Annotated in this window: 23 protein-coding genes; 9 read left to right on the top strand and 14 right to left on the bottom strand. The window is 67.1% G+C overall.

All coding sequences use genetic code 11. The features are described from left to right. The 7 genes from DIE08_RS33655 to DIE08_RS33625 form a co-directional block, all read right to left on the bottom strand. Positions 1–1,338: sugar ABC transporter ATP-binding protein (locus tag DIE08_RS33655; RefSeq protein ID WP_148096093.1), on the bottom strand; the 1,338-nt coding region annotated here is incomplete at its 3' end. Positions 1,339–1,483: 145 nt separating this feature from the next. Beyond that, positions 1,484–2,434, bottom strand: a complete 951-nt coding sequence (locus tag DIE08_RS33650) for a sugar ABC transporter substrate-binding protein (protein ID WP_059606671.1) — start codon at positions 2,432–2,434, stop codon at positions 1,484–1,486. A 372-nt stretch (positions 2,435–2,806) separates the two neighbouring features. Then, positions 2,807–3,733, bottom strand: a complete 927-nt coding sequence (locus DIE08_RS33645; RefSeq protein WP_059606665.1) for a CysB family HTH-type transcriptional regulator — start codon at positions 3,731–3,733, stop codon at positions 2,807–2,809. A gap of 79 nt (positions 3,734–3,812) precedes the next feature. Next, on the bottom strand, positions 3,813–4,871 hold the full coding sequence (locus DIE08_RS33640; RefSeq protein WP_124906108.1) for a sulfate/molybdate ABC transporter ATP-binding protein: 1,059 nt from the start codon (positions 4,869–4,871) through the stop codon (positions 3,813–3,815). Positions 4,872–4,884: 13 nt separating this feature from the next. Next, positions 4,885–5,835 carry a sulfate ABC transporter permease subunit CysW gene (cysW, locus tag DIE08_RS33635; protein ID WP_124906107.1) on the bottom strand — a complete coding sequence of 317 codons (951 nt, stop codon included), beginning with the start codon at positions 5,833–5,835 and terminating at the stop codon, positions 4,885–4,887. Further along, the gene (cysT, locus tag DIE08_RS33630; protein ID WP_059683283.1) at positions 5,832–6,728 is read right to left on the bottom strand and encodes a sulfate ABC transporter permease subunit CysT; all 897 of its coding nucleotides are present in this window, start codon (positions 6,726–6,728) and stop codon (positions 5,832–5,834) included. The genes cysW and cysT overlap by 4 nt, the downstream gene beginning before the upstream one ends. 135 nt (positions 6,729–6,863) lie before the next feature. Beyond that, complete coding sequence (locus DIE08_RS33625) at positions 6,864–7,901, bottom strand: sulfate ABC transporter substrate-binding protein (protein ID WP_124906106.1); 1,038 nt, start codon at positions 7,899–7,901, stop codon at positions 6,864–6,866. A gap of 264 nt (positions 7,902–8,165) precedes the next feature. On the opposite strand from DIE08_RS33625, the gene lexA reads away from it, so the two are divergent. Genes lexA through DIE08_RS33605 form a run of 3 tightly spaced genes read left to right on the top strand, consistent with a single transcriptional unit; the run spans position 8,166 to position 9,906 of the window. Further along, the gene (gene lexA, locus DIE08_RS33615; protein ID WP_059606655.1) at positions 8,166–8,813 is read left to right on the top strand and encodes a transcriptional repressor LexA; all 648 of its coding nucleotides are present in this window, start codon (positions 8,166–8,168) and stop codon (positions 8,811–8,813) included. A gap of 26 nt (positions 8,814–8,839) precedes the next feature. Further along, the gene (locus tag DIE08_RS33610) at positions 8,840–9,178 is read left to right on the top strand and encodes a hypothetical protein (protein WP_124906104.1); all 339 of its coding nucleotides are present in this window, start codon (positions 8,840–8,842) and stop codon (positions 9,176–9,178) included. A 29-nt stretch (positions 9,179–9,207) separates the two neighbouring features. Then, complete coding sequence (locus tag DIE08_RS33605) at positions 9,208–9,906, top strand: DUF2939 domain-containing protein (protein WP_124906102.1); 699 nt, start codon at positions 9,208–9,210, stop codon at positions 9,904–9,906. Positions 9,907–9,996: 90 nt separating this feature from the next. Here DIE08_RS33605 and DIE08_RS33600 read toward each other — a convergent pair whose 3' ends face one another. Then, positions 9,997–10,494 carry a universal stress protein gene (locus DIE08_RS33600; RefSeq protein ID WP_044843612.1) on the bottom strand — a complete coding sequence of 166 codons (498 nt, stop codon included), beginning with the start codon at positions 10,492–10,494 and terminating at the stop codon, positions 9,997–9,999. Positions 10,495–10,815: 321 nt separating this feature from the next. Between DIE08_RS33600 and nodI the strand changes: the two genes are divergently transcribed. Together nodI and DIE08_RS33590 are read left to right on the top strand one after the other, a co-directional pair. After that, complete coding sequence (nodI, locus tag DIE08_RS33595) at positions 10,816–11,730, top strand: nodulation factor ABC transporter ATP-binding protein NodI (protein WP_059606650.1); 915 nt, start codon at positions 10,816–10,818, stop codon at positions 11,728–11,730. A 6-nt stretch (positions 11,731–11,736) separates the two neighbouring features. After that, positions 11,737–12,570: an ABC transporter permease gene (locus DIE08_RS33590; protein ID WP_124906100.1), complete on the top strand. Its 834-nt coding sequence runs from the start codon at positions 11,737–11,739 to the stop codon at positions 12,568–12,570. A gap of 51 nt (positions 12,571–12,621) precedes the next feature. Here DIE08_RS33590 and DIE08_RS33585 read toward each other — a convergent pair whose 3' ends face one another. The 4 genes from DIE08_RS33585 to DIE08_RS33570 form a co-directional block, all read right to left on the bottom strand. Next, entirely contained in the window at positions 12,622–13,044 is a 423-nt protein-coding gene (locus DIE08_RS33585) for a hypothetical protein (protein WP_059449632.1), read from the bottom strand. A gap of 146 nt (positions 13,045–13,190) precedes the next feature. Further along, the gene (locus DIE08_RS33580) at positions 13,191–14,249 is read right to left on the bottom strand and encodes a permease (protein WP_124626104.1); all 1,059 of its coding nucleotides are present in this window, start codon (positions 14,247–14,249) and stop codon (positions 13,191–13,193) included. Continuing rightward, positions 14,246–15,373: a tRNA 2-selenouridine(34) synthase MnmH gene (gene mnmH, locus DIE08_RS33575; RefSeq protein WP_059606638.1), complete on the bottom strand. Its 1,128-nt coding sequence runs from the start codon at positions 15,371–15,373 to the stop codon at positions 14,246–14,248. The genes DIE08_RS33580 and mnmH overlap by 4 nt, the downstream gene beginning before the upstream one ends. A 64-nt stretch (positions 15,374–15,437) precedes the next feature. Beyond that, positions 15,438–16,391, bottom strand: coding sequence for a LysR family transcriptional regulator (locus DIE08_RS33570; RefSeq protein WP_059606636.1), 954 nt, complete (start codon positions 16,389–16,391; stop codon positions 15,438–15,440). Between the two features lie 164 nt (positions 16,392–16,555). On the opposite strand from DIE08_RS33570, the gene DIE08_RS33565 reads away from it, so the two are divergent. Then, entirely contained in the window at positions 16,556–17,977 is a 1,422-nt protein-coding gene (locus tag DIE08_RS33565; protein ID WP_124906098.1) for a M20 family metallopeptidase, read from the top strand. 35 nt (positions 17,978–18,012) lie between these two features. Beyond that, a complete protein-coding gene (locus DIE08_RS33560; protein ID WP_124906096.1) occupies positions 18,013–19,299 on the top strand; it encodes an MFS transporter in 1,287 nt (428 codons plus the stop codon). A gap of 85 nt (positions 19,300–19,384) precedes the next feature. Here the strand turns inward: DIE08_RS33560 and DIE08_RS33555 are convergent, their stop codons facing one another. Both DIE08_RS33555 and DIE08_RS33550 read right to left on the bottom strand, forming a co-directional pair. Then, positions 19,385–20,437, bottom strand: a complete 1,053-nt coding sequence (locus DIE08_RS33555) for an NADP(H)-dependent aldo-keto reductase (RefSeq protein WP_124906094.1) — start codon at positions 20,435–20,437, stop codon at positions 19,385–19,387. Between the two features lie 201 nt (positions 20,438–20,638). Beyond that, entirely contained in the window at positions 20,639–21,076 is a 438-nt protein-coding gene (locus tag DIE08_RS33550; protein ID WP_059606628.1) for a PaaI family thioesterase, read from the bottom strand. 169 nt (positions 21,077–21,245) lie between these two features. Between DIE08_RS33550 and DIE08_RS33545 the strand changes: the two genes are divergently transcribed. Both DIE08_RS33545 and DIE08_RS33540 read left to right on the top strand, forming a co-directional pair. Continuing rightward, positions 21,246–21,728, top strand: coding sequence for a helix-turn-helix domain-containing protein (locus DIE08_RS33545; RefSeq protein WP_059606626.1), 483 nt, complete (start codon positions 21,246–21,248; stop codon positions 21,726–21,728). A gap of 206 nt (positions 21,729–21,934) precedes the next feature. Further along, on the top strand, positions 21,935–22,558 hold the full coding sequence (locus DIE08_RS33540) for a phospholipase D family protein (protein ID WP_059606624.1): 624 nt from the start codon (positions 21,935–21,937) through the stop codon (positions 22,556–22,558). Positions 22,559–22,718: the final 160 nt, after the last annotated feature.

The raw sequence follows: 22,718 nt of genomic DNA, 5'->3' as shown, positions 1-22,718 counted from the left end.
GTAGATCTCGAACTTGGCGCCGACGTCGATGCCGCGGGTCGGTTCGTCGAACAACAGCACGCCCATGTCGCGCGCGAGCCAGCGGCCGATCACGACCTTCTGCTGGTTGCCGCCCGACAGTTCGCCGACCGCCTGCGCGGCGCCGTGCGTGCGGATCCGCAACGCGTCGATCTGCTGCTCGGCGAGCGCCGTCTCGCGCGTCGTATCAACGATGCCGCCGCGCGCGAGCCGGTCGAGCTGGCCGAGCGACACGTTCGACGTGACCGACTGCGACAGCAGCAGCCCTTCGCCCTTGCGGTCCTCGGTGATCAGCGCGATGCCGTGCCTCACCGCGTCGACGGGCGAGCCGATGTGCGCCGGTTTCAGCGGATCGCCGACCGCGATCATCCCGGCGTCCGGCGTATCCGCGCCGTAGATCAGCCGCAGCAGCTCGGTGCGCCCCGCGCCGATCAGCCCCGAGATGCCGAAGATCTCGCCCGAGCGCACTTCGAGCGACACGTCCTGCACGGCCGTGCCGCGCGTCATGCCCGACACGACGAGTCGCGGCGCGCCGATATGGCGCGCGCCGAGATCGATGTGCTCGCCGAGCTCGCGCCCGACCATCAGTGTGACGAGCCCGTCGGACGTCGTCGCGGCCATGTCGCCGACATGCACGAGCCGGCCGTCGCGCAGCACCGCGACGCGCTCGGCGACGCGCGCGAGCTCCTCGAGCCGGTGCGAGATGTAGACGATCGCCACACCGCGCGCCTTCAGCCGGTCGATCTGCTCGAACAGCAGTTCGACCTCGCGCGCGGTCAGCATCGCAGTCGGCTCGTCGAGGATCAGCACGCGGCAGTCGCCGATCAGGTTGCGCGCGATCTCGACCATCTGCTGGTGGCCGATGCCGAGCGCGCCGACCGGCGTATCGGGGTCGACCGCGTCGAGCCCGACCTGCGCCATCGCGGCACGCGCATCGTCGCGCAGCCGCGCGCGATCGATGATGCCAAAGCGCCGCGGCAGACGGTTCAGAAACAGGTTTTCGGCAACCGTCAGCGTCGGCAGCAGGTTCAGCTCCTGCATCACCATGCGCACGCCGAGCGCCTCGGCCTGCGTGCGGCTCGCCGGCGCATAGGCCTGGCCGCCGAGCTGCATCGTGCCGGTCGTCGGGTCGACGAGCCCGCCGATGATCTTCGACAGCGTGCTCTTTCCTGCGCCGTTCTCGCCCGTCAGCGCGAGCGCCTCACCCGGCGCGAGCGTCAGCGTGACATCGGCGAGCACGGGTTCGGCGTAGGTCTTGCCCACGCCGGAGACGGACAGCACGGGAACAGCTGAACGGGAGGGTTGGAAGGTCGGTTCCATCGCGATCCTGGTTGCGGCCGCGCGCACGCGGCGCGCGGGTATGACGCTCACTAGTGCATGTGCATGCAGTGGCCGTGATCGCGCTCACACCGGATAACGGCCGCCGCGCCGGATTCTTGAGGGCGGCGGCCGCACCGGCGCGGCGTCACTTCGTCACGAGATCCACCGGCGTCTCGACCACGCCGGTCATGTCGGCCTGCTTGCGATGCTCGGCGATCGCCTTGAGCGCCGTGTCGATGCCGAATACGGCCTGCTTCGCCGCGTACTGGTCGGCGGTCGCGATCACGCGGCCGTCCTTCAGCATCGGCTTGATCGCGTTGATGTTGTCGTAACCGACCACGAGCACCTTGCCCTGCTTGCCCGCCGCCCGCACGGCCGACACGGCGCCGATCGCCATGTTGTCGTTGCCGCACAGCAGCGCCCGCAGGTTCGGGTATTCGTTCAGCATCGCGGAGGCGACCGCATTGCCCTTGTCGATCTCCCATTCGCCCGACTGCACCGACACGACCTTCATCCCGCCCGCCTTCATCGCATCCTGGAAGCCGGCCGTGCGCTGCTGCGCATTGGTGGTCGTCGACACGCCTTCGATGATGCCGACCTGGTCGCCCGCCTTCAGCCGCTTGGCGAGGTAGTCGCCGATCTTGCGCGCGCCCTTGCGGTTGTCGGGGCCGACGAACGGCACGTTCAGGTTCTTCGACTTCAGCACGTCGGGATCGAGCCGGTTGTCGATGTTCACGACGATGATGCCCGCGTCGACCGCCTTCTTCACGACCGGCACGAGCGCCTTGGAATCGGCCGGCGCGAGCACGATCGCATCGACCTTCGACACGATCATCTGCTCGACGATGCGGATCTGGTTCGCGGTGTCGGTCTCGTCCTTGATCCCGTTCGTGATCAGGTCGAACTGGCCGGCGTTGTGCTTCTGGTATTCCTTCGCGCCGTTTTCCATCGTCAGGAAGAACTCGTTGGCGAGCGACTTCATCACGAGCGCGACCTTCGGCTTGCCTGCGGATTGGGCATGGACGGCCGGTGCGGCAGCGACCGCGACGGCGGCAAGCGCGGCGGTCAGGAAGCGACGGCGAAAGCGGACATTCATACATATCTCCTGGCGACTGGCCCGACGGGCCGGACTGTTGTTTTAATGCGAGCAAACGTTTGCGCCACACTACCCGGGCATTGGCCATCGATGCTGCTTGTCGGTACCACGGAATGGAAGCGAGGCAGACGGCCGACTGCCTGGCGCGTGCTGTCGTCGACGCGCCACCGCCGGCGGGGACGCCGGCGGAGTGAGGGCTATGCTGTACCGTTTCGGGTCGACGCGCAACCCGTCTGATCAATATTTAAGGGTTTATTCGGAGCGCGCGATTGCGCGCTCCGATTGCGGCGCGTTACACCGGGTGCGGCGGCGCCGCTTCGTCGCGGCCGCCCAGCGGGGGCCTGCCGCGCCCCCGAAACATCGCTTGCTCGATCAGACCGCTTCGCGCAGCAGCCCGGCGATTTCGGCTTCGTTCAGGTGCGGCGCGAACATCTCGATCAGCCGGTATGCATACGCCCGCAGGAACGCGCCCTTGCGCAACCCGACGCGCGTCGTGCTCGCCTCGAACAGGTGCTGCGTGTCGAGCGCGACGAGCCCGGTGTCGCGTTGCGGATCGAAGGCCATCGCCGCGACGACGCCGATCCCCATCCCGAGCTCGACGTAGGTCTTGATCACGTCCGCGTCGATCGCGGTCAGCACGACGTCGGGCACGGCGCCGGCCTGCGCGAACGCCTGGTCGATGTGCGAGCGGCCCGTGAAGTCCTGGTCATACGTGATGATCGGGTACTCGGCGATTTCGTCGAGCGTCAGGTTCTCGCGGCCGACGAGCGGATGCCCCTTCGGCACGACCACCGTGTGGTGCCACGAATAGCACGGGAACGTGACGATATCCGGATAGCGATCGAGCGCCTCGGTCGAGATGCCGAGGTCGGCTTCGCCGTTCAGGATCATTTGCGCGATCTGCTGCGGGCTGCCCTGGCGCAGCGCGAGATGCACCTTCGGGAACACGTCGGTGAACTGGCGGATCACCTTCGGCAGCGCATAGCGCGCCTGCGTGTGGGTCGTCGCGACGACGAGGTGGCCGCTGTCCTGGTCCGCGAACTGGCGCGCGACGCGGCGCAGGTTCTCCGCATCGAGCAGCATCCGCTCGATCAGCTGGTGCACGGCCTTGCCCGGCTCCGTGAGCCCCGTGAGCCGCTTGCCGCGCCGGATGAAGATGTCGACGCCCAGTTCATCCTCGAGATCCTTGATCTGCTTCGACACGCCCGACTGCGACGTGTACAGCACGTTAGCGACTTCTGTCAGGTTCATGTTCTGGCGCACGGCTTCGCGCACGAAACGCAATTGCTGAAAATTCATGGGTATGCCTCTTGGGCTGTCGTTGTTCGAATGTGATCCGGAGCGGTATCCGCCCTCTTCTCATTACCGGGTATGGGCGTCAGTGTGCGGGAAATACGCGAACCGCGCGCGGCACGGCCGTCGCGCCGTCGCCGACCTGCAGCGCGAGCGCACGCCACGCATCGCGATCGAGTTCCGCTTCGAGCGCGCCGCCCGTGCGCGCCTCGAGTTCGACCCGCACCGAGCCGCCGAGCGGGATCACGCGGCGCACGTCCACCGCGATGCCGTCCCGATGCCCTTCGCCTGCCGGCCAAAGCTGCAGGTCGTGCGGCCGCACGTACGCGTTCGCGGGGCCCGCGAAGTCGGCGTCGACCTCGATCGGCGCAGCGGCGCCCTCGGCGACGAAGCCGCGCCCGGCGACCGTCCCCGGCAGCCGGTTCGCCGCGCCGAGAAACTCGTAGACGAACGCGCTTTGCGGATGGTCGTACACAACCTGCGGGCTGCCGACCTGCTCGACGTGACCGCGGTTCAGCACGACGATCCGGTCGGCCACTTCCAGCGCTTCCTCCTGGTCGTGCGTGACGAAGATCGTCGAGATGTGCAGGTCGTCGTGCAGGCGGCGCAGCCAGCCGCGCAGTTCCTTGCGTACCTTCGCATCAAGCGCGCCGAACGGCTCGTCGAGCAGCAACACCTTCGGCTCGACCGCGAGCGCGCGGGCCAGCGCGATCCGCTGGCGCTGGCCGCCCGACAGCTCGGACGGATAGCGCTGCGCGAGCCAGTCGAGCTGCACGAGCTTCAGCAGTTCGTGCACCTTGTCGCGGATCACGGCTTCCGACGGCCGCTCGCGGCGCGGCTTCACGCGCAGCCCGAACGCGACGTTCTCGAACACGGTCATGTGGCGGAACAGCGCGTAATGCTGGAACACGAAGCCGACCTGACGATCGCGCGCGCCGACCGACGCGACGTCGAGCCCCTGCAGCACGACCTGGCCGGCGTCCGCGTGCTCGAGGCCCGCGATCACGCGCAGCAGCGTGGTCTTGCCGCAGCCGGACGGCCCGAGCAGCGCGACGAGCTCGCCCGGCGGAAAGTCGAGCGATACGTTGTCGAGCGCGGTGAAATCGCCGAAGCGCTTCTGAAGGTGACGGACGGTGATACCCATTCTGGTTGCCTCTTTACGATTTCGACGAAATGGCGGCGACGGGGCCGGCATGAGCGGGAACGTCGTCGCGTGCGCCGGCCAGTTCGGCGGCGAGGTGACGTTCGGCGAGCAGCTTCAGCGCAAGCGTGACGAGCGCGAGCAACGCCAGCACCGACGCCACCGCGAACGCCGCCGCGAAGTTGTATTCGTTGTACAGGATCTCGACGTGCAGCGGCATCGTGTCGGTCACGCCGCGAATGTGGCCGGACACGACCGACACCGCACCGAATTCGCCCATCGCCCGCGCATTGCACAGGATCACGCCGTACAGCAGGCCCCACTTCACGTTCGGCAGCGTCACGCGCCGGAAGATCTGCCAGCCCGACGCGCCGAGTACGCGCGCGGCCTCTTCCTCGTCGGTGCCCTGCGCCTGCATCAGCGGGATCAGTTCGCGCGCGACGAACGGAAACGTGACGAAGATCGTCGCGAGCACGATGCCCGGCACCGCGAAGATGATCTGCACGTCGTGATCCTGCAGCCACGGCCCGAGCCAGCCCTGCGCGCCGAACAGCAGCACGTAGACGAGACCCGAGATCACCGGCGACACGGAGAACGGCAGGTCGATCAGCGTGGTCAGCAACGCCTTGCCGCGGAATTCGAACTTCGCGATCGCCCACGATGCGCACACGCCGAACACGAGGTTCAACGGCACCGCGATCACGGCGACGGTCAGCGTCAGCTTGATCGCCGACCACGCGTCGGGATCGGCGAGCGATTCGAGATAGAAGCCGACGCCCTTGCGCAGCGCCTCGAAGAACACCGCGGCGAGCGGCACGACGAGGAAGAACGCGAGGAACGCCAGCGCGACGCCGATCAGCAGCCAGCGCACGGCGCGCGGCTCGCTGACGGGGTCGAGCCGATTCGCGGCACGGCCTTGCGCGGCCGACGGCGGGGTTTTCAGCACGACGGTGGCCTCCTGGTTCATTGCTGGCCTCCTGCTGCGGCGGCGACGGTGACGGTCGCCGGCGCGGGGCCGCTCGCGCCCTTGCTCGTGCGGCGTTGCAGATACCACTGCAGCGAGTTGATCAGCAGCAGCATCAGGAACGACACGACCAGCATCACGACCGCCAGCGCGGTCGCGCCCGCATAGTCGTACTGCTCGAGCTTCGTGATGATCAGCAGCGACGTGATCTCGGATTTCATTGGCACGTTGCCGGCGATGAAGATGACCGACCCGTACTCGCCGAGCGCGCGCGCGAACGCCAGCGCGAAGCCGGTGAGCAGCGCCGGCAGCACGGCCGGCAGCACGACGCGGCGGAACGTCAGCCAGCGCGATGCGCCGAGGCACGCGGCGGCCTCTTCCTGCTCGCGCTCGAAATCCTCGAGCACCGGCTGCACGGTGCGCACGACGAACGGCAGCCCGATGAAGGTCAGCGCCACCAGCACGCCGACCGGCGTGAACGCGATCTTGATGCCGAACGGCGCGAGATACTGGCCGACCCAGCCGTTGGTCGCATAGACGGCGGCAAGCGAGATGCCGGCGACCGACGTCGGCAGCGCGAACGGCAGGTCGACGATCGCATCGACGAGGCGCTTGAACGGGAACGTGTAGCGCACGAGCACCCACGCGACGAGGAAGCCGAACACGGCGTTGATCAGCGCGCCGCCGAGCGCGGCGGAGAACGTCAGCCGGTACGACGCGAGCACGCGCGGCGACGTGACGGCGGTGACGAACTGGTCCCACGACAGCGTCGCGGTCTTCATGAACGTGGCGGCGAGCGGAATCAGCACCACGAGGCTCAAATAGGCCACCGTGATGCCGAGCGTCACGCCGAAACCGGGCAGCGCGCTCGGCTTGCGAAAGGTGTACGTCGTCATCGGATGCTCTTGCTGGGTCGATGCTGCTCATGGGTCCGACGCAAACCGCCGGCGCGATGCATTGCGCCGGCGGCCCGTCGGGGATGCGGCGCGCTCTCGTGGCGCGCCGCTGTCGTTATGGCTTGCTGCGTCGCGTTACTGCGGCTTGTAGATCGAATCGAACAGACCGCCGTCCGCGAAATGCGTCTTCTGCGCATTCGTCCAGCCGCCGAACGTGTCGTCGACCGTGTACAGCTTCAGCTTCGGGAACTGCTTCGTCAGCTCCGCCGGCACGTTCTTCGAACGCGGCCGGTAGTAGTTGCGCGCCGCGATCGCCTGGCCCTGCGGGCTGTACAGGAAGTTCAGGTACGCGTCGGCCAGCTTGCGCGTGCCCTTCTTGTCCACCACCTTGTCGACCACCGCGACGGGCGGCTCGGCCAGGATGCTCACCGACGGCACGACGATCTCGAACTTGTCGGTACCGAATTCCTTGACCGACAGGAATGCCTCGTTTTCCCATGCGATCAGCACGTCGCCGATTCCGCGCTGAACGAAGCTCGTCGTCGCGCCTCGCGCGCCGGAATCGAGCACGCCCGCGTTCTTGTACAGCTTCGTGACGAATTCCTTCGCCGTCTGCTCGTTGCCGCCCGGCTTGTGCACCGCATACGCCCACGCGGCCAGGTAGTTCCAGCGCGCGCCGCCCGACGTCTTCGGGTTCGGCGTGACGATCGAGACGCCCGGCCTGGTCAGGTCGTCCCAGTCCTTGATCCCCTTCGGATTGCCCTTGCGCACGAGGAACACGATCGTCGACGTGTACGGCGATGCGTTGTCGGGCAGGCGCTTCTGCCAGTCCTTGTTGACAAGTCCCTTGTTGGCGAGCGCGTCGATGTCGTAGGCGAGCGCAAGCGTCACGACGTCGGCCTGCAGGCCGTCGAGCACCGAGCGCGCCTGCGCGCCCGAGCCGCCGTGCGACTGCTTGAAGTTGACGGTCTCGCCCGTCTTCGCCTTCCACTCCTTGCCGAACGCCTGATTGAAGTCCTGATACAGCTCACGCGTCGGGTCGTAGGACACGTTCAGGAACGTCACATCGGCCTGGGCGTGCGTCGCGACGCCCAGCGCCGCCGCCGCGCCCAGCGCGAGTGTTGCGATCAGGCGGCCCGCTCCGCCCACCAGCCCCGTATTGCGCTTGCCCATCCTTGGTTCTCCAGTGTTGTCTGTATTGCGATGTCGGGCCAGTCTAACGAACGGGTTACATGATTAAAAATAATCGTTCTTCATTTTTTAATACTCAAAAGTGCTAACGCAGACGGGACGGACGGTTGCGGCAGACAAACCGGCGTCCGGACGTCGCGAAATCGCGCCGGAACCGGCGTGATCGCGTCGAACCTCAAGTAACACTTGAAATTCGCGAAGTACTGTATAAAAATACAGCTCACTGTCTATCCATACAGTTCAGCCATGACCAAACTCACCGCCCGTCAGCAGCAAGTGTTCGACTTGATCCGCCGCGCGATCGAGCGCTCCGGTTTCCCGCCCACCCGCGCCGAAATTGCGGCAGAGCTGGGTTTCAGCTCGCCGAACGCGGCCGAGGAACACCTCCGTGCGCTGGCGCGCAAGGGCGTGATCGAACTGGCCGCCGGCGCGTCGCGCGGCATCCGCCTGCTCGGCATCGACGACGCCCCGCACCAGTTCACGCTGCCGCACGCCGGCCTGATGCAACTGTCGCTGCCGCTCGTCGGCCGCGTCGCGGCCGGTAGCCCGATCCTCGCGCAGGAGCACATCTCGCATCATTACGCGTGCGATCCCGCGCTGTTCACCAGCAAGCCCGATTACCTGCTGAAGGTGCGTGGCCTGTCGATGCGCGACGCCGGCATTCTCGACGGCGACCTCCTCGCCGTGCAAAAGCGCACGGAAGCGAAGGACGGCCAGATCATCGTCGCGCGTCTCGGCGACGACGTCACGGTCAAGCGCCTGATGCGCCGGCCCGGCGGCCTCGAGCTGATCGCGGAGAACCCGGATTACGAAAATATCTTCGTCAAGGCCGGCAGCGCGGAGTTCGCGCTGGAAGGCATCGCCGTCGGGCTGATCCGCTCGGGCGAACTCTGACAATCGGTCTCGCTGAGGAGAACATCATGGAACGCCTTTCCCGTCTGCTGCCTTTCCGTCAATTCGGCCGCCTGCGTCACCTGCGCGGCCGCACCCCCTGCGCGCCGCTGTCCGCCGCGGCGCCCGTGGTGAGCCAAGAAGTCGCAGTTGAACGGCAGGCGTCGCTGCTGCCGTCAGCACTTCCCGCATTCGCGCGGGTCTCGCTGAATGGCGGCCTGAATCACGCGGAACCGGCGCGCCGTGCGCCCGTGCGCGTCTATCACGGCCGGTCGCGCCTGATCATGGTCGGGACGATCGATGCCGTGTGCCGGATGATCGATCGCTGCATCGCCGAGGAACGATCGGCCACGCACGGCGGTCTCTGATTGCGGAACGTGTCCGCACCGGAGGCATCGTGACTGGATCTTCGGGCCGCGCGTGGCGGCTCAAGCCATTGCTGATCGTCGTGCTGGCCATCGCCGTCCTGGTGGCGATCGGTTATGCGTACGCATCGCCGTACGTCGCGCTCGGTCGCCTGAAATCGGCGATCGATGCGCGCGATGCGCAAGCGGTCAGCGAGTATGTCGATTTTCCGTCGCTGCGCATCAGCCTGAAGCAGCAGGTCACGGAAGAGTTGATGCGCCGAATCGACGCAGTGAAGAAGGACAATCCGTTCGCGGTGATTGGCGCGCTGATCGGATCTGCGTTGATCGGCCCCCTGGTCGATGCCTATGCGACACCGGAAGGTGTAGCGGCGCTGATGAGCGGCATTCCCCCGCGCGGCAATCCGGGCGAACGACCGCCCGAATGGTCGGGCCCGCCGTCAGGCGCTGCGCCTGACAATGCACCGGCCGCGCCGCCGGTCAATCCGGCGAGCGCCCCCGTACCGGCCAGCAATGCCACCGCCTCCGCCGCATCGGCGCCAGCCACCGCACCCGCACCGGCCAGCCCCGGCGAGGCGGCCCATCCTCAGCAAACGAGCGCCGGCTACCGGAATATCGATGAATTTGTCGTGACCTACCAGCGCAGCGCGGACGGCACGCGCTATGCGGCGATCTTCCACCGCTTCGGCTTGTTTTCGTGGAAGCTGTCCGCGATCGACCTGCACGCCTGAGCGGCCGCAATCGGCGTGGATGCCGCTAGCGGCACTGCGCGCGACCGGCGCGAATCGCGATACGACCCGGCCGGCCACACAATCGTTGCGTCACTTGCCGCTCGCGGTGGCCGCTTCGCGTTCGCGTGCGATCTCGGCCTTTTGCTCTTCCGCCGACGAACATGCGACCAGAATGCTGCAGTTCACGCGATCGAGCAGTTGCGTGTTGCCCGAACCCATCCACCATCTCGACAACCCGCTGCGGCACCGATGGCCGACGACGACGAGGTCGGCCTTCAATTCCGTCGCGAGGTTCGCGATTTCGTCGATCGGATAACCGAATGCGAAATGGCCTTCGGCCTGAACACCGCGCTCGCGCAGCCAGTTCACACCTTCCTGCAGTATCTCGCGCGCCGTTTCCTCGAAGCGGCCGCACGCGACGTCGGTCAGCAGCCCTGCGCTTTGCGCGATGCTCGAGCGCATGTCGACGACCGACAGCAAATGCGTTTCCGCCTTCAGGTCCAGCGCAAGATTGGCACCGCACCGCAATGCCTTGCGTCCTTCGAGCGTGCCGTCGTAGCACAGCAGAATCTTGTTGTAGCTAGCCATGAGACCTCCCTATCGCGACTTCGTACCCTATGCACTCATCATGGTGCGCCGCAATTCCGGACGCAAGGGATGGAAAACGCTGATTCGCCACGCGGGGCGCGTCGGCGATGATGCGGTGCACGATCCGTGCGCGCATGCACCGTGTCGCGCGAGCCTGCCCTGAAGAGACGCAGCCGATGCACTAGAATGGCCCGTCCGTGCCGTCGACGTGCGTTCGCCTCGGTCATGCCCATGTGACACGCATTCACCCGATCCGTTCGCCAGCCGGCATGCCCGTCCGACCGGCCGCGAAACGCGTCCGCTTACAACGACAACCTGCCCATGTCCGTTGCACCGATCGATTTCCGGAACGTCGAAAAGCGCTATGGCGACAAGCTCGTCGTCAATGATTTGTCCTTCCACGTGCAGGCCGGCGAATGCTATGGCCTGCTCGGGCCGAACGGCGCCGGCAAGACCACGACGCTGAAGATGCTGCTCGGCCTCGCGTATCCCGATGCCGGCACCATTTCACTTTGCGGCGAGCCGGTTCCGTCACGCGCACGGCATGCGCGCCAGCGCGTCGGTGTCGTCCCGCAGTTCGACAACCTCGACCCCGACTTCACGGTCCGCGAGAACCTGCTGGTGTTCAGCCGCTATTTCGGAATGTCGGCACACGCCGCACGCGCGCTCGTGCAACCACTGCTCGAATTCGCGAAGCTGGAAAACAAGGCGGATGCGAAGGTCGGCGAATTGTCGGGCGGCATGAAGCGCCGTCTGACGCTCGCACGCGCGCTCGTCAACGATCCCGACGTGCTGGTGCTCGACGAGCCGACGACGGGCCTCGATCCGCAGGCGCGGCACCTGATGTGGGAGCGGTTGCGGTCGCTGCTCGCCCGCGGCAAGACGATCCTGATCACCACGCATTTCATGGAAGAAGCGGAGCGCCTGTGCGACCGGCTGTGCGTGATCGAGGAAGGCCGCAAGATCGCCGAAGGCGCGCCGCACGCGCTGATCGAATCGGAGATCGGCTGCGACGTGATCGAGATCTACGGGCTCGACCCGGTCGCGCTGCGCGACGAACTGGCGCCGTTCGCGAAGCACACCGAGATCAGCGGCGAGACGCTGTTCTGCTACGTGACCGATCCCGAGCCGCTCAGTGCGCGACTCAAGGGTCGCACGGGATTGCGTTATCTGCACCGTCCGGCCAATCTGGAGGACGTGTTCCTGCGGCTCACGGGCCGCGAAATGCAGGACTGATCGATCATGGACGTACGCAACTATTCCGCCGCCGCGCCGTCCGCACCGCCACGCGAATCACGCTTCGCGATCGCGCTGCCCGCAAATGCCACCAACTGGATTGCCGTGTGGCGACGCAACTACCTCGTGTGGCGCAAGCTCGCGCTCGCCTCGCTGTTCGGCAATCTCGCCGATCCGATGATCTACCTGTTCGGGCTGGGATTCGGGCTCGGCCTGATGCTCGGCCACGTCGACGGCGTGTCGTATATCGCGTTCCTCGCGGCCGGCACGGTCAGTTCGAGCGTGATGATGTCCGCGAGCTTCGAATCGATGTATTCGGGCTTCTCGCGAATGCACGTGCAGCGCACCTGGGAAGCGATCATGCATACGCCGCTCGCGCTGGGCGACATCGTGCTCGGGGAGATTGTCTGGGGCGCGAGCAAGGCGCTGCTGTCGGGCGTCGCGATCATGCTCGTCGCGGGCCTGCTCGGCTATGCGCGGTTTCCGTCGATGCTCGCGGCACTGCCCGTGATCGCACTCGCCGGCCTCGCGTTCGCGAGCACGGCGATGATCGTCACTGCGCTCGCGCCGTCCTACGACTTCTTCATGTTCTATCAGACGCTCGTGCTGACGCCGATGCTGCTGCTGTCGGGGGTGTTCTTCCCGATCACGCAGTTGCCGCCGGTCGCGCAGCACGCGGCACACATGCTGCCGCTCGCGAACGCGGTCGAACTCATCCGCCCCGCGATGCTCGGCCGGCCGGCGACGGACGTCGGCCTGCATCTCGCGGTGCTCGCCGGCTATGCGGTCGGCGGATTCGTGGTCTCCGCGTGGCTGTTCCGGCGGCGGATGATGCGCTGACGGCCGGCGCGCACGGCGCCCGCTCGATGCTGCGATGAAATGGCGACGACGTTACTCGTCGTCGTCGCTCCACGGGATCTCGACGTCGGTCAGGAATGCGACGGTCGCCAGCGGGCCGCCTTCGTGGCGGCCGAGCTTGCCGTCAGCGCGGTGCCATTCGACGCGGAACTGCGTTCCCGGATCGTCGGCGACGAGATAGACCGCGCGCAGCTCTTCCGCGTCGGCCTCGTCGACCGGACCGTCGAACGACACCAGCATCTTCTGCGGCCACAGGCCGTTCACCGGATCGTAAATGCGGTCGCCTTGCGGAATGTCGATACTGGCCTCGACGCCGATCGTGGCGGAGGCTTCGATGATCATCGTGCCGAGCGCGTTCAGCACGGCAGTCGCCCGCGCGGAATTGGCCTGGCGGATCGCGAGATCGCCGCGCGTCAGCGCCTTTTCGAGTCGAGGATGAATCTTCGGTTGGGTCATGCGTTTTCCTGTTTGCTTCTTGTAAAGGGCACCGCACGCGTGAAGCGGCGGCGCCGGATGAATACGGCCGTCGCGCGGCGGAATCGGTCGGCGCGCGGCACGGCAGCCATCGCGCAGGCCCGCTCGCCTTCCCGCCCGCGTGTCCGTCAGAACCCGAACGCGATCGCGAGCAGCCCGCTCACGATCCCGAACACGACGACGAGGCCCGTGACGATCGCCAGCATGTAGGGCTTGAACGAACGCGCGAGCATCGCGAGCGACGGCACGCTGATCGGCGGCAGCGTCATCAACAGCGCGGCAGCCGGGCCGACGCCCATGCCGAGCGACAGCATCGCCTGGATGATCGGCACCTCGCCGGCCGTCGGGATCACGAACAAGGTGCCCGCGACCGCGAACGCGATGATCCAGCCGAGATGATTGCCGATGTCCGGGCCGATATGCGGGAACAGCCACGCGCGCGCCGCGCCGAGCAGCAGCACGAGCACGATGTATTCGGGCACGAGCCGCACGGCCATGCGTGCGAGCAGCTTCATCCAGCGGACGAACGGATTGCCCGCGGCGGCCTGCTCGGCTGCCAGCGCGGCGAGTTGCGCATCGTCGACGCTGCGGTCCTCGGGGCGCGCGACACGGTTCAGCAGATAGCCGATCCCGAATACCATCGCGACGCCGAGCACGAGCCGCAGCGCGCTCCAGTGCCAGCCGAGCACGAAGCCCATGAACACCAGCGCGGCCGGATTCAGGACCGTGTTGCCGAGCCAGAACGCGACCGCGCCGCCCGGCGATGCGTGCCGCGCGCGCAGGCCCGCGACGACCGGCGCCGCGCAGCACGTGCACATCATGCCGGGCAGCGAAAGCAGGCCGCCCGCGGCGACGCTGCCGAAGCCCGTGCGGCCGAGCGCACGCGCAACCCAGTGCGCCGGCAGCAGCGCCTGCACGGCCGAACCGAGCAGCAGGCCGAGCACCATGGCCTGCCAGATCGCCTTGCCGTACGCCCACGCGTAGTCGAGCGCCGCCTTCAGCGACGGCTCGGGAGCGCTCGCCGACGTGCCCATCAGGATCGACTGGCCGATCGAATGATGCTCGGCGGCGACGAACGCCTTGTTGTAATACGGGAACCATTTCACGTAGAACAGTCCCGCGACCGCGATCAGCAGGAAGGTCATCCAGCCGAGCGCTGGACTGGGTTGAGGGCGTGTGGTCGTCATCGTGTGGTGGTCGTAGGGTTGTTGTCGGTGTCGGCGCGCGCCGCCGCGCCGGCAGCGGGCGATGCCGGCAGCCCGGCCAGTGCGAGCGCGTCGAGCAGCGCGCGCGCCTGCTGGCGCCCGTCGGCCGCATTCGGCCGGAACGTGAACGTCAGCACGCGGTTCGGTTTGTCGTACGACGAACGATAGGTGCGTGCATACGCAGGATCGTAATGCTTGTCGATCAGCGTGCGGAACAGCTCGGTGCGCTCGTTCGCGTCGATCAGCGCGTTCCAGCGCGCGACCTCTTCGCGGCTATGCAGGCCGATCAGTCGATCGAGCTGCGACTTGAACGTGGCCGGTTCATCGAACAGATGGGCGTAGTCTTCGAGCAGGAAAGCGATACGTTCGTCATGCGCCGCCTCGACCTGCACCCACGGCCCCGCGCGAAACGCGTCCAGCAACGCGAGCGGCAGCTGCACGAGCCCGATCTTGCGGCTTTCCGATTCGACGAACACGGGCCAAGCGGGGTCGAAACGCTCGAGCGTACCGACGAGCCCCGAATCGAAGGACTTCTGCGTCGGCTGCGGCACACCCGGCAGCGCACCGAGCAGCGAGCCACGGTGACACGCGAGCGCCTCGAGATCGAGCGTCTGTGCCCCTTCGTCGCGCAGCGCGTTCAGGAGCCGCGTCTTTCCGCAGCCCGTGTGACCGACGAGCACGATATAGCGAAACCGGGTCGGCAACGTATCGAGCGTCGCGCACACCGAGCGGCGGTACGCCTTGTACCCGCCTTCGAGTTGGCGCGCCTGCCAGCCGATCAGGTTGAACCAGGTCGTCATCGAACCCGAACGCTTGCCGCCGCGCCAGCAGTAGATCAACGGTCGCCAGTTGCGCGGACGGTCGGCGAACGTGGTGTCGAGATGGCGCGCGATGTTGCGCGCGACCATCGCCGCGCCGACGCGCGTCGCTTCGTACGGCGACACCTGACGGTACATCGTGCCGACGATCACGCGCTCCTCGTTGCTGAGCACGGGCGCGTTCATCGCGCCGGGAATATGGTCCTCGGCGAACTCGAGCGGCGTGCGCACGTCGATGATCTCGTCGAACTCGCCAGCGCGATCGAGGGTGACAATCAGGTTCTTCAATTTGGCGTCGAACAGGGGCGATGCGGCTCGGCGAGCCGCACGGGAATGGAAGGCGGATTCGCGATTATCTCATGCCCGGGCGTCTCGGGCCGCGCACGGCAACCGGCGGGGGCGATGCGCTGCTCATCACGTCGATCAGATGGTCGCGAAACGCGCGCACCGACGCGGGAAGATCGCGCCCTGCCATGGTCTGCACCTGGATGCTGCGCTCACGCAACTGGGGATTCGTGACGGGCACGGCGACGAAGCCGTCCGCGTCGAAACGGTCCCGCACCGACAGCAGCCCCGTGAACATCACCGCGCCGGTACGCTGCGCGTAGCGATACATCACCGCGGTGTTGTTGCTGGTCAGTTCCGGCTCGAGCATGAGCCCGTCGAGCACGCACGCGATGTCGATCAGCTGGCGCACCGTCGTGCCGGCCTCGGGCAGCACATGCGGGTGCCGCGCGACGTCGGCGAGCGACACCGAATCGCGCGCCGCGAGCGGATGGTCGCGCCGCACGAGCGCGAAGACCGGCGCACGCTCCGTGTGTTCGACGCGCACGCCCTGCTCCGGCGCGAGGCTGAACGTCAGCCCGATGTCTGCATCGCCGTCGCGCACGCGCCGTGTCGCCTCCGCCGGCGACACGACCCACACCGAGAAATCGACGCCCGGGTGGCGCGCCTTGAAGCTTGCCAGCACGCCTGGCAGGAAGTCGATCGCGAACCCCTCCGAGCAGGCGACCTTCAACAGGCTGCCGTGCAGCGCCTCCAGCCCGCCGATTTCCTTCATCACATGCTCGGCCTCCAGCAGGCTACGCTGCGCGAAGCCCAGCAGCCGTTCGCCGGCCTCCGACAACGCCATCCCGCGCGGCCGGCGCTCGAACAGCGGCGCGCCGAGCTCGCTCTCGAGCTTCGCGATCTGCCGGCTGATCGCCGAGACGGCCACGTGCAGCCTCGTGGATGCGTCGCTGATCGACCCGGTGCGCGCGACTTCGACGAAATACCGCAACGCAAGCCCATGCAGGAAAACCGCCATCGTTCTGTCCCCGGGCCCGTCGTTCAGGCCGCTCCGCTTTGCCTTTTCGGCAAAGAAATGTTCGAAATTCGATCATTGTGACAAAAAAAACGGCTTTCTAGAATCGATCGCACTCCCGGCCCTGCGCGCCGCGCCCGCCGGAAAACCGATACAGGAGACACGTCTTGAGCCGTACCGCAGCCATCCAGCACGCGCTGAGCCAGTTCGAATCGGGCGCGGTCTTCGCGACCCTGAGCCGCCGCGTCGGCCTGCGCACCGAAAGCCAGGACAGCGGCTCGAGCGCCGCGCTGCGCGCCTACCTGACCGACGAGATCGCGCCGGAGGCCACGCGTCTGGGTTTCACGTCGCGCATCGTCGAGAACCCCGTCGACGGCGGCGGCCCGTTCCTGCTGGCGTCGCGCCACGAGGACGACGCGCTGCCGACCGTGCTCGTCTATGGTCACGGCGACGTCGTGCGCGGCTACGACGCGCAATGGCGCGCGCCGCTGTCGCCGTGGACGTTGACCGTCGACGGCGATCGCTGGTACGGCCGCGGCAGTGCCGACAACAAGGGCCAGCACACGATCAACCTGGCCGCGCTGGCGAGCGTGCTCGACGCGCGGGGCGGCCGGCTCGGCTTCAACGCGAAGCTGCTGATCGAGATGGGCGAGGAAACGGGGTCTCCGGGCCTCGACGCGCTGTGCCGCCAGGAGCGCGACGCGCTCGCGGCCGACGTGCTGATCGCGTCCGACGGACCTCGCGTCACCGCCGAACGTCCGACCGTGTTCCTCGGCTCGCGCGGCTCCGTCAACTTCAAGCTCAGCCTGCGCGCACGCGACGGCGGCCATCACTCGGGCAACTGGGGCGGCCTGCTGCGCAACCCGGCGACCGTGCTCGCGAATGCGCTCGCGAGCCTCGTCGACGCGCGCGGCGCGATCCGTGTCGCCGGGCTGCGCCCGCCGCCGATCCCGGCCGCCGTGCGCGCCGCGCTCGCCGACCTGTCCGTCGGCGGCGGCCCCGGCGATCCGGCGCTCGACGCGGACTGGGGCGAGCCGGGCCTCTCCGCCGCCGAGCGCGTGTTCGGCTGGAACACGTTCGAAATTCTCGCGTTCAAGGCCGGCAATCCCGACCATCCGGTCAATGCGATTCCGCCCGTCGCATTCGCGCACTGCCAGTTGCGTTTCGTGGTCGGCACTGACTGGCAAGCGCTGCATGCGCACCTGCGCGCGCATCTCGATGCGCACGGCTTCACCGACATCGAGATCGACGTCGAACGCGGCGCGCCGGCGACGCGCCTGCCGCCGGACGATCCGTGGGTCCGTTGGGCTGTCGCGTCGCTCGCGCGCACGACCGGCAAGAAGCCCGCGATCCTGCCGAACCTCGGCGGCACGCTGCCAAACGAAGTATTCGCCGATACGCTGGGGCTGCCGACGCTGTGGGTGCCGCACTCGTATCCGGCGTGCTCGCAGCACGCGCCCGACGAGCACTTGCTCGCGAGCGTCGTGCGCGAGGGACTGCAGATGATGGCAGGCCTCTTCTGGGATCTCGGCGAGGCCGCGCCGCCTGTTCGCCACGCGGCACCCGCCGCGGCCGGCGCCGCCCTGTAACGCGCTTCGCCTCTTTCTCGGGACCTGCTCACACGATGAATACGACCACCCTGACCTCGCAGGACGCCGCGCGACCCAGCGCCGCGAAGATCCGGCGCATCATCTTCGCCGCGTCGATCGGCAATGCGCTCGAATGGTTCGACCTGATCGTCTACGGCTTTTTCGCGGTGACGATCGCCAAGCTGTTCTTCCCCGCGACGAGTGAGGCGACGTCGCTGCTGCTCACGCTCGGCACGTTCGGGCTGTCCTACCTGATCCGGCCGATCGGCGGCTTCGTGCTCGGTGCCTACGCGGACCGCGCGGGCCGCAAGGCGTCGCTGCTGCTGTCGATCGGGATGATGATGGCCGGCACGGTGCTGATCGCGCTGATGCCGACCTATGCATCGATCGGCATCCTCGCACCGCTCGGGATCATGCTGTCGCGGCTGATGCAGGGCTTTTCGGCCGGCGGTGAATTCGCGAGCTCGACCGCGTTCCTCGTCGAACACGCGCCGCAGCGGCGCGGCTTCATGTCGAGCTGGCAGTTCGCGAGCCAGGGCCTCGCGACGCTACTGGCATCGGGCTTCGGTGCGCTGCTGACATCGACGCTGAGCGTCGCGCAACTCGAAAGCTGGGGGTGGCGCGTGCCGTTCCTGTTCGGTCTCGCGATCGGCCCGGTGGGACTCTACATCCGCCGCTACGTCGACGAGGGGATCGAGTTCAAAACGCAGGCGCGCTCCGAAGCACCCGTGCGCGAGCTGTTCGCGGACCAGAAGATGCGCGTGCTGCTGTCGATCGGGGTGCTCGTGATCTCGACCGCGATCAACTACATGGTGCTGTACATGCCGACGTATGCGATCAAACAGCTCGGACTGCCCGCGTCGACGGGCTTCGCGGCGACGCTCGCGACCGGCTTCGTGCTGACGCTCGTCACGCCGCTGGTCGGCCATCTGTCCGATCGCACCGGGCGGATCCGCGTGATGGTGGCGGCAGCCTTGCTGATGCTCGCCACCGTATGGCCGACGTTCGCGTGGCTCACGCATCACGCGTCGTTCGCGACGATGCTCGCGGCGCTGATCTGGATCGGGCTGCTGAAGGCGACGTACTGCGGCGCGCTGCCGGCGCTGATGGCCGAACTGTTTCCGTCGCAGACCCGCGCGACCGGCCTCGCCGTCAGCTACAACACGGGCGTCACGCTGTTCGGCGGCTTCGCGCCGTTCGTGATCACGTGGCTGATCAGCGCAACCGGCAACCGGCTGTCGCCGGCGCTGTACCTGATGGGTTGCGCGGTGCTGAGTCTCGTCGCACTGATGGTCGCGCGCACGCGGCTCGGGATGCGCTGAGCCCGCTCACGAAGGAAACCACGGCGCGGCAATGCGCGTCGGACGCGGCCCGTCGCGGCACCGTGCCGCGCGGGCCGCTCGCCGTTTACGGCGCCGGGTTCGGCTGCAGTTCGTGCAGCGCGTCGATCTCGGCCAAGATCTCGTCGGACAACGTCACGTCGATGCTGCCGATGTTCTCCTTCAGTTGCGCGAGCGACGTCGCGCCGACCAGGTTACTGCGCACGAACGGCCGGCTGTTGACGAACGCGAGCGCCAGCTGCGCGGGCGACAGCCCGTGTCGTTTCGCGAGCGCGACGTAGCGCGACGTCGCCTCGACGGCCTGCGGCTTGCTGTAACGCTGGAAGCGCTCGAACAGCGTGATCCGCGCGCCGGCCGGACGCGCGCCGTTCTCGTACTTACCGGACAGCCAGCCGAACGCGAGCGGCGAATACGCGAGCAGGCCGACGCCATCGCGATGCGTGAACTCGGACAGGCCATTCTCGAACGTGCGGTTCAGCAGGCTGTACGGATTCTGGATGCTGGCGATGCGCGGCAAACCGAGCTTCTCGGCCGCGCGCAGGAACTGCGCGACGCCCCACGGCGTTTCGTTCGACACGCCGATCGCGCGGACCTTGCCGGCCTTCACGAATTCCGCCAGCACGCCCAGCGTTTCCTCGATCGGCACCGTGTACGCATCGTCGACCCACGGATACGCGGGGCGGCCGAACGTCGTCGTGCTGCGATCGGGCCAGTGGAGTTGATACAGGTCGACATAGTCGGTCTGCAGGCGATTGAGACTGCCGTCGAGCGCCTCGGTCAGGTTCTTGCGGTCGAACTGGTTGCCTTCGCCGCGAATATGACGCGGATTGTGTGGCTGCCGCGCCGGGCCCGCGATCTTCGTCGCGAGCACGATCCGGTCGCGCTGCGCACGATGCTGCGCGAGCCAGGTGCCGATGTACTGCTCCGTGCGTCCCTGGGTATCGGGCTTCGGCGGCACCGGGTACATTTCCGCGGCATCGATCAGCGTGACGCCCTGCCCGAGCGCGAAATCGATCTGCTCGTGGGCGTCGCGTTCAGAATTCTGCTCGCCCCACGTCATCGTGCCGAGACCGATCAGGCTGACCTCGATGCCTGAATCGCCGAGTGTGCGGTATTCCATGCTGTTCCTGTCGCGTCAGTGGAAAGCAGGAACGCTATCACATTGAAGCGAGCGCTTCAGACGGCCGATGCGTTCGCTTACAGGCCGCCTTCGATGTGCGCCCGACCCTCGCTCATTCGTGGTACGGCGGCCTTCGCGTGTGCGTGCATGGTCCCGATGATGCCGGACGGCCGGGCTGGTATCAGGACGCCACCCGTCGCGTCATTGCGGCCGCTGAATGAAGCAAGTCGCCGATGCGTGCGCGACGATCTTGTCGTCCGGCGTCTTCAGTGTGCCTTCCGCTACGCCGAGCGAACGCGACAGGTGAATCACGCGCCCCTCCGCGATCAGGTCGACGTCGCGCGGCACGGGGCGCAGCATTTTCACGTGGAGGTCGACCGTGCCGTAACCGACGCCCGCATCGAGCATCGAATGCACCGCGCAGCCCGTGACCGAGTCGAGCACCGTCGCGGCGAACCCGCCGTGCACGCCGCCGAGTGGATTCAGGTGCCGGCCGTCCGCACGCGCGGACATCTTCACGTAACCGAGCTCGACGCCCAGCGGCCGCATCGGGATCGTTTCCGAGATCGACGCGAGCGGCAGATCGCCCGCCGCGGCCGCGCGCAGCAGTTCGAGACCGGACAGGGAAAGCGGATTCATCGGGTTGTCTCCTGATTGAAAGCGCGTCGCCGCGCGAGTAAGTTCTAAATTGGAACTTATTATTGACAACCGCACAGGGCTTGTCAACGCAACCACCGCCCGTTGCAACCGAAGGCAAGTTCTATAATCCAACCCGCTCTTTCGCTGAACCGCCGCACGAGAATCGATCATGAAATGGGATGACATCGGCACGCTGAACTGTTCGGTCGCGCGCACGCTCGCCGTGCTCGGCGATCGGTGGACCATGCTGATCCTGCGCAACGCGTTTCTCGGCTGCCGCCGCTTCGATGCGTTCCAGACGCAACTGGGCCTCACGCGCCACGTCCTGGCCGAGCGGCTAGCGCGCCTCGTCGACGAAGGCGTGCTCGTCAAGCGCGCGTATCAGGCGCGCCCACCGCGCTTCGAGTACCGGTTGACGGAAAAAGGCCTCGACCTCTACCCGGCCCTGCTCGCGCTGATGACATGGGGCGATCGCTGGAAGGACGACGGCCAGGGGCCGCCGGTGCAATTGCGCCATCGCACCTGTGGTCAGCTGATGCACGCGGTCGCGGTGTGCTCGGCGTGTGGCGAGCCGCTTGACGCGCACGACGTGCAGCCGGAGCCCGGGCCCGGATGGATCGCACGCGAGGCGGCCGGACCACTCGATGCCTGACGCATGGCGCGAAGCGGGTGTCGTGCTGCATGGCAGCGCCGCACGATCACGGAGCCAATGCAGTTACCGCTCGGCACGATGAACGTCATCACGTCGACCGCGCCGGACCGTCACACGATGTCGCGCATTCGCATCCGCGCGTGACCGCGCCGCCGTGTCTGCGTTACACTCACGGCCCGCTGTCTCAAAATCATTCGCTGTCCAAGATGTTGTCGCGCCAACGCCTCGCCGCTGCCTGCCTCGCCGCCTCCCTGCTCGCCACGCCCTTCGCCGCCTTCGGCAAGACGCAAAATGAATCGCTGTTGCAGCAGGCGATCGACTTCATCGGGCGACTTCTGCCGGCCCCGACACATGAGGCGCCCGCCACGCAGGTTGTCGAATCTGCGTTCTCGCCCGATGGCGGTGCCGAGGCGCTCGTGCTGAAGGCAATCGGCGCCGCGCGCACCTCGATTCGCGTGGCCGCCTACTCGTTCACGTCGCCACCCGTCACGCGCGCGCTGCTCGCCGCGAAACGGCGCGGCGTGAATGTCGCGGTCGTCGTGGACGACAAGGGCAATCGCGCGAAGAGCAGCAAGCAGGCACTGAACCTGCTCGTCAACGCGGGCATTCCGACACGCACGATCGACGCCTATGCAATCCACCACGACAAGTATGTCGTGGTCGATGCCGAGCATGTCGAGACGGGCTCGTTCAACTACAGCGCCTCGGCAGCCAGCCGCAATTCCGAAAACGTCGTCGTGGTCTGGAACAATCCGCAACTCGCGTCGCGCTACCTTGCGCATTGGCAAAGCCGCTTCGACCAGGGTACGCCGTACCGCTCGACGTACTGACCGTTCGTACGCGTGCGATCGTCAGACGCCGTTCGCATGCGGCGCGGCCGACGCGCATCGTTGCGGGCATTCGCGCCGGGATGTCGTCGATGATCGGTGCGCATAGCACGCCGGTCAATCTGGCCGAATGGCCTGCATACCGGGCGTGACGGCGCCGCGA

This window comes from Burkholderia sp. Bp9004, from assembly GCF_003858025.1.
Lineage (GTDB): Bacteria > Pseudomonadota > Gammaproteobacteria > Burkholderiales > Burkholderiaceae > Burkholderia > Burkholderia diffusa.
The sequence above is the reverse complement of the archived record's forward strand: the minus strand, read 5'-3'. Positions and strand labels throughout refer to the sequence as shown.

Excerpts from the sequence above, each read along its gene's own strand:
- DIE08_RS33650 (WP_059606671.1), bottom strand. The coding sequence starts at position 2,434 with ATGAATGTCCGCTTTCGCCGTCGCTTCCTGACCGCCGCGCTTGCCGCC.
- DIE08_RS33645 (WP_059606665.1), bottom strand. The coding sequence starts at position 3,733 with ATGAATTTTCAGCAATTGCGTTTCGTGCGCGAAGCCGTGCGCCAGAAC.
- DIE08_RS33640 (WP_124906108.1), bottom strand. The coding sequence starts at position 4,871 with ATGGGTATCACCGTCCGTCACCTTCAGAAGCGCTTCGGCGATTTCACC.
- cysW (WP_124906107.1), bottom strand. The coding sequence starts at position 5,835 with ATGAACCAGGAGGCCACCGTCGTGCTGAAAACCCCGCCGTCGGCCGCG.
- cysT (WP_059683283.1), bottom strand. The coding sequence starts at position 6,728 with ATGACGACGTACACCTTTCGCAAGCCGAGCGCGCTGCCCGGTTTCGGC.
- DIE08_RS33625 (WP_124906106.1), bottom strand. The coding sequence starts at position 7,901 with ATGGGCAAGCGCAATACGGGGCTGGTGGGCGGAGCGGGCCGCCTGATC.
- lexA (WP_059606655.1), top strand. The coding sequence starts at position 8,166 with ATGACCAAACTCACCGCCCGTCAGCAGCAAGTGTTCGACTTGATCCGC.
- DIE08_RS33610 (WP_124906104.1), top strand. The coding sequence starts at position 8,840 with ATGGAACGCCTTTCCCGTCTGCTGCCTTTCCGTCAATTCGGCCGCCTG.
- DIE08_RS33600 (WP_044843612.1), bottom strand. The coding sequence starts at position 10,494 with ATGGCTAGCTACAACAAGATTCTGCTGTGCTACGACGGCACGCTCGAA.
- nodI (WP_059606650.1), top strand. The coding sequence starts at position 10,816 with ATGTCCGTTGCACCGATCGATTTCCGGAACGTCGAAAAGCGCTATGGC.
- DIE08_RS33590 (WP_124906100.1), top strand. The coding sequence starts at position 11,737 with ATGGACGTACGCAACTATTCCGCCGCCGCGCCGTCCGCACCGCCACGC.
- DIE08_RS33585 (WP_059449632.1), bottom strand. The coding sequence starts at position 13,044 with ATGACCCAACCGAAGATTCATCCTCGACTCGAAAAGGCGCTGACGCGC.
- DIE08_RS33580 (WP_124626104.1), bottom strand. The coding sequence starts at position 14,249 with ATGACGACCACACGCCCTCAACCCAGTCCAGCGCTCGGCTGGATGACC.
- DIE08_RS33570 (WP_059606636.1), bottom strand. The coding sequence starts at position 16,391 with ATGGCGGTTTTCCTGCATGGGCTTGCGTTGCGGTATTTCGTCGAAGTC.
- DIE08_RS33560 (WP_124906096.1), top strand. The coding sequence starts at position 18,013 with ATGAATACGACCACCCTGACCTCGCAGGACGCCGCGCGACCCAGCGCC.
- DIE08_RS33555 (WP_124906094.1), bottom strand. The coding sequence starts at position 20,437 with ATGGAATACCGCACACTCGGCGATTCAGGCATCGAGGTCAGCCTGATC.
- DIE08_RS33550 (WP_059606628.1), bottom strand. The coding sequence starts at position 21,076 with ATGAATCCGCTTTCCCTGTCCGGTCTCGAACTGCTGCGCGCGGCCGCG.
- DIE08_RS33545 (WP_059606626.1), top strand. The coding sequence starts at position 21,246 with ATGAAATGGGATGACATCGGCACGCTGAACTGTTCGGTCGCGCGCACG.
- DIE08_RS33540 (WP_059606624.1), top strand. The coding sequence starts at position 21,935 with ATGTTGTCGCGCCAACGCCTCGCCGCTGCCTGCCTCGCCGCCTCCCTG.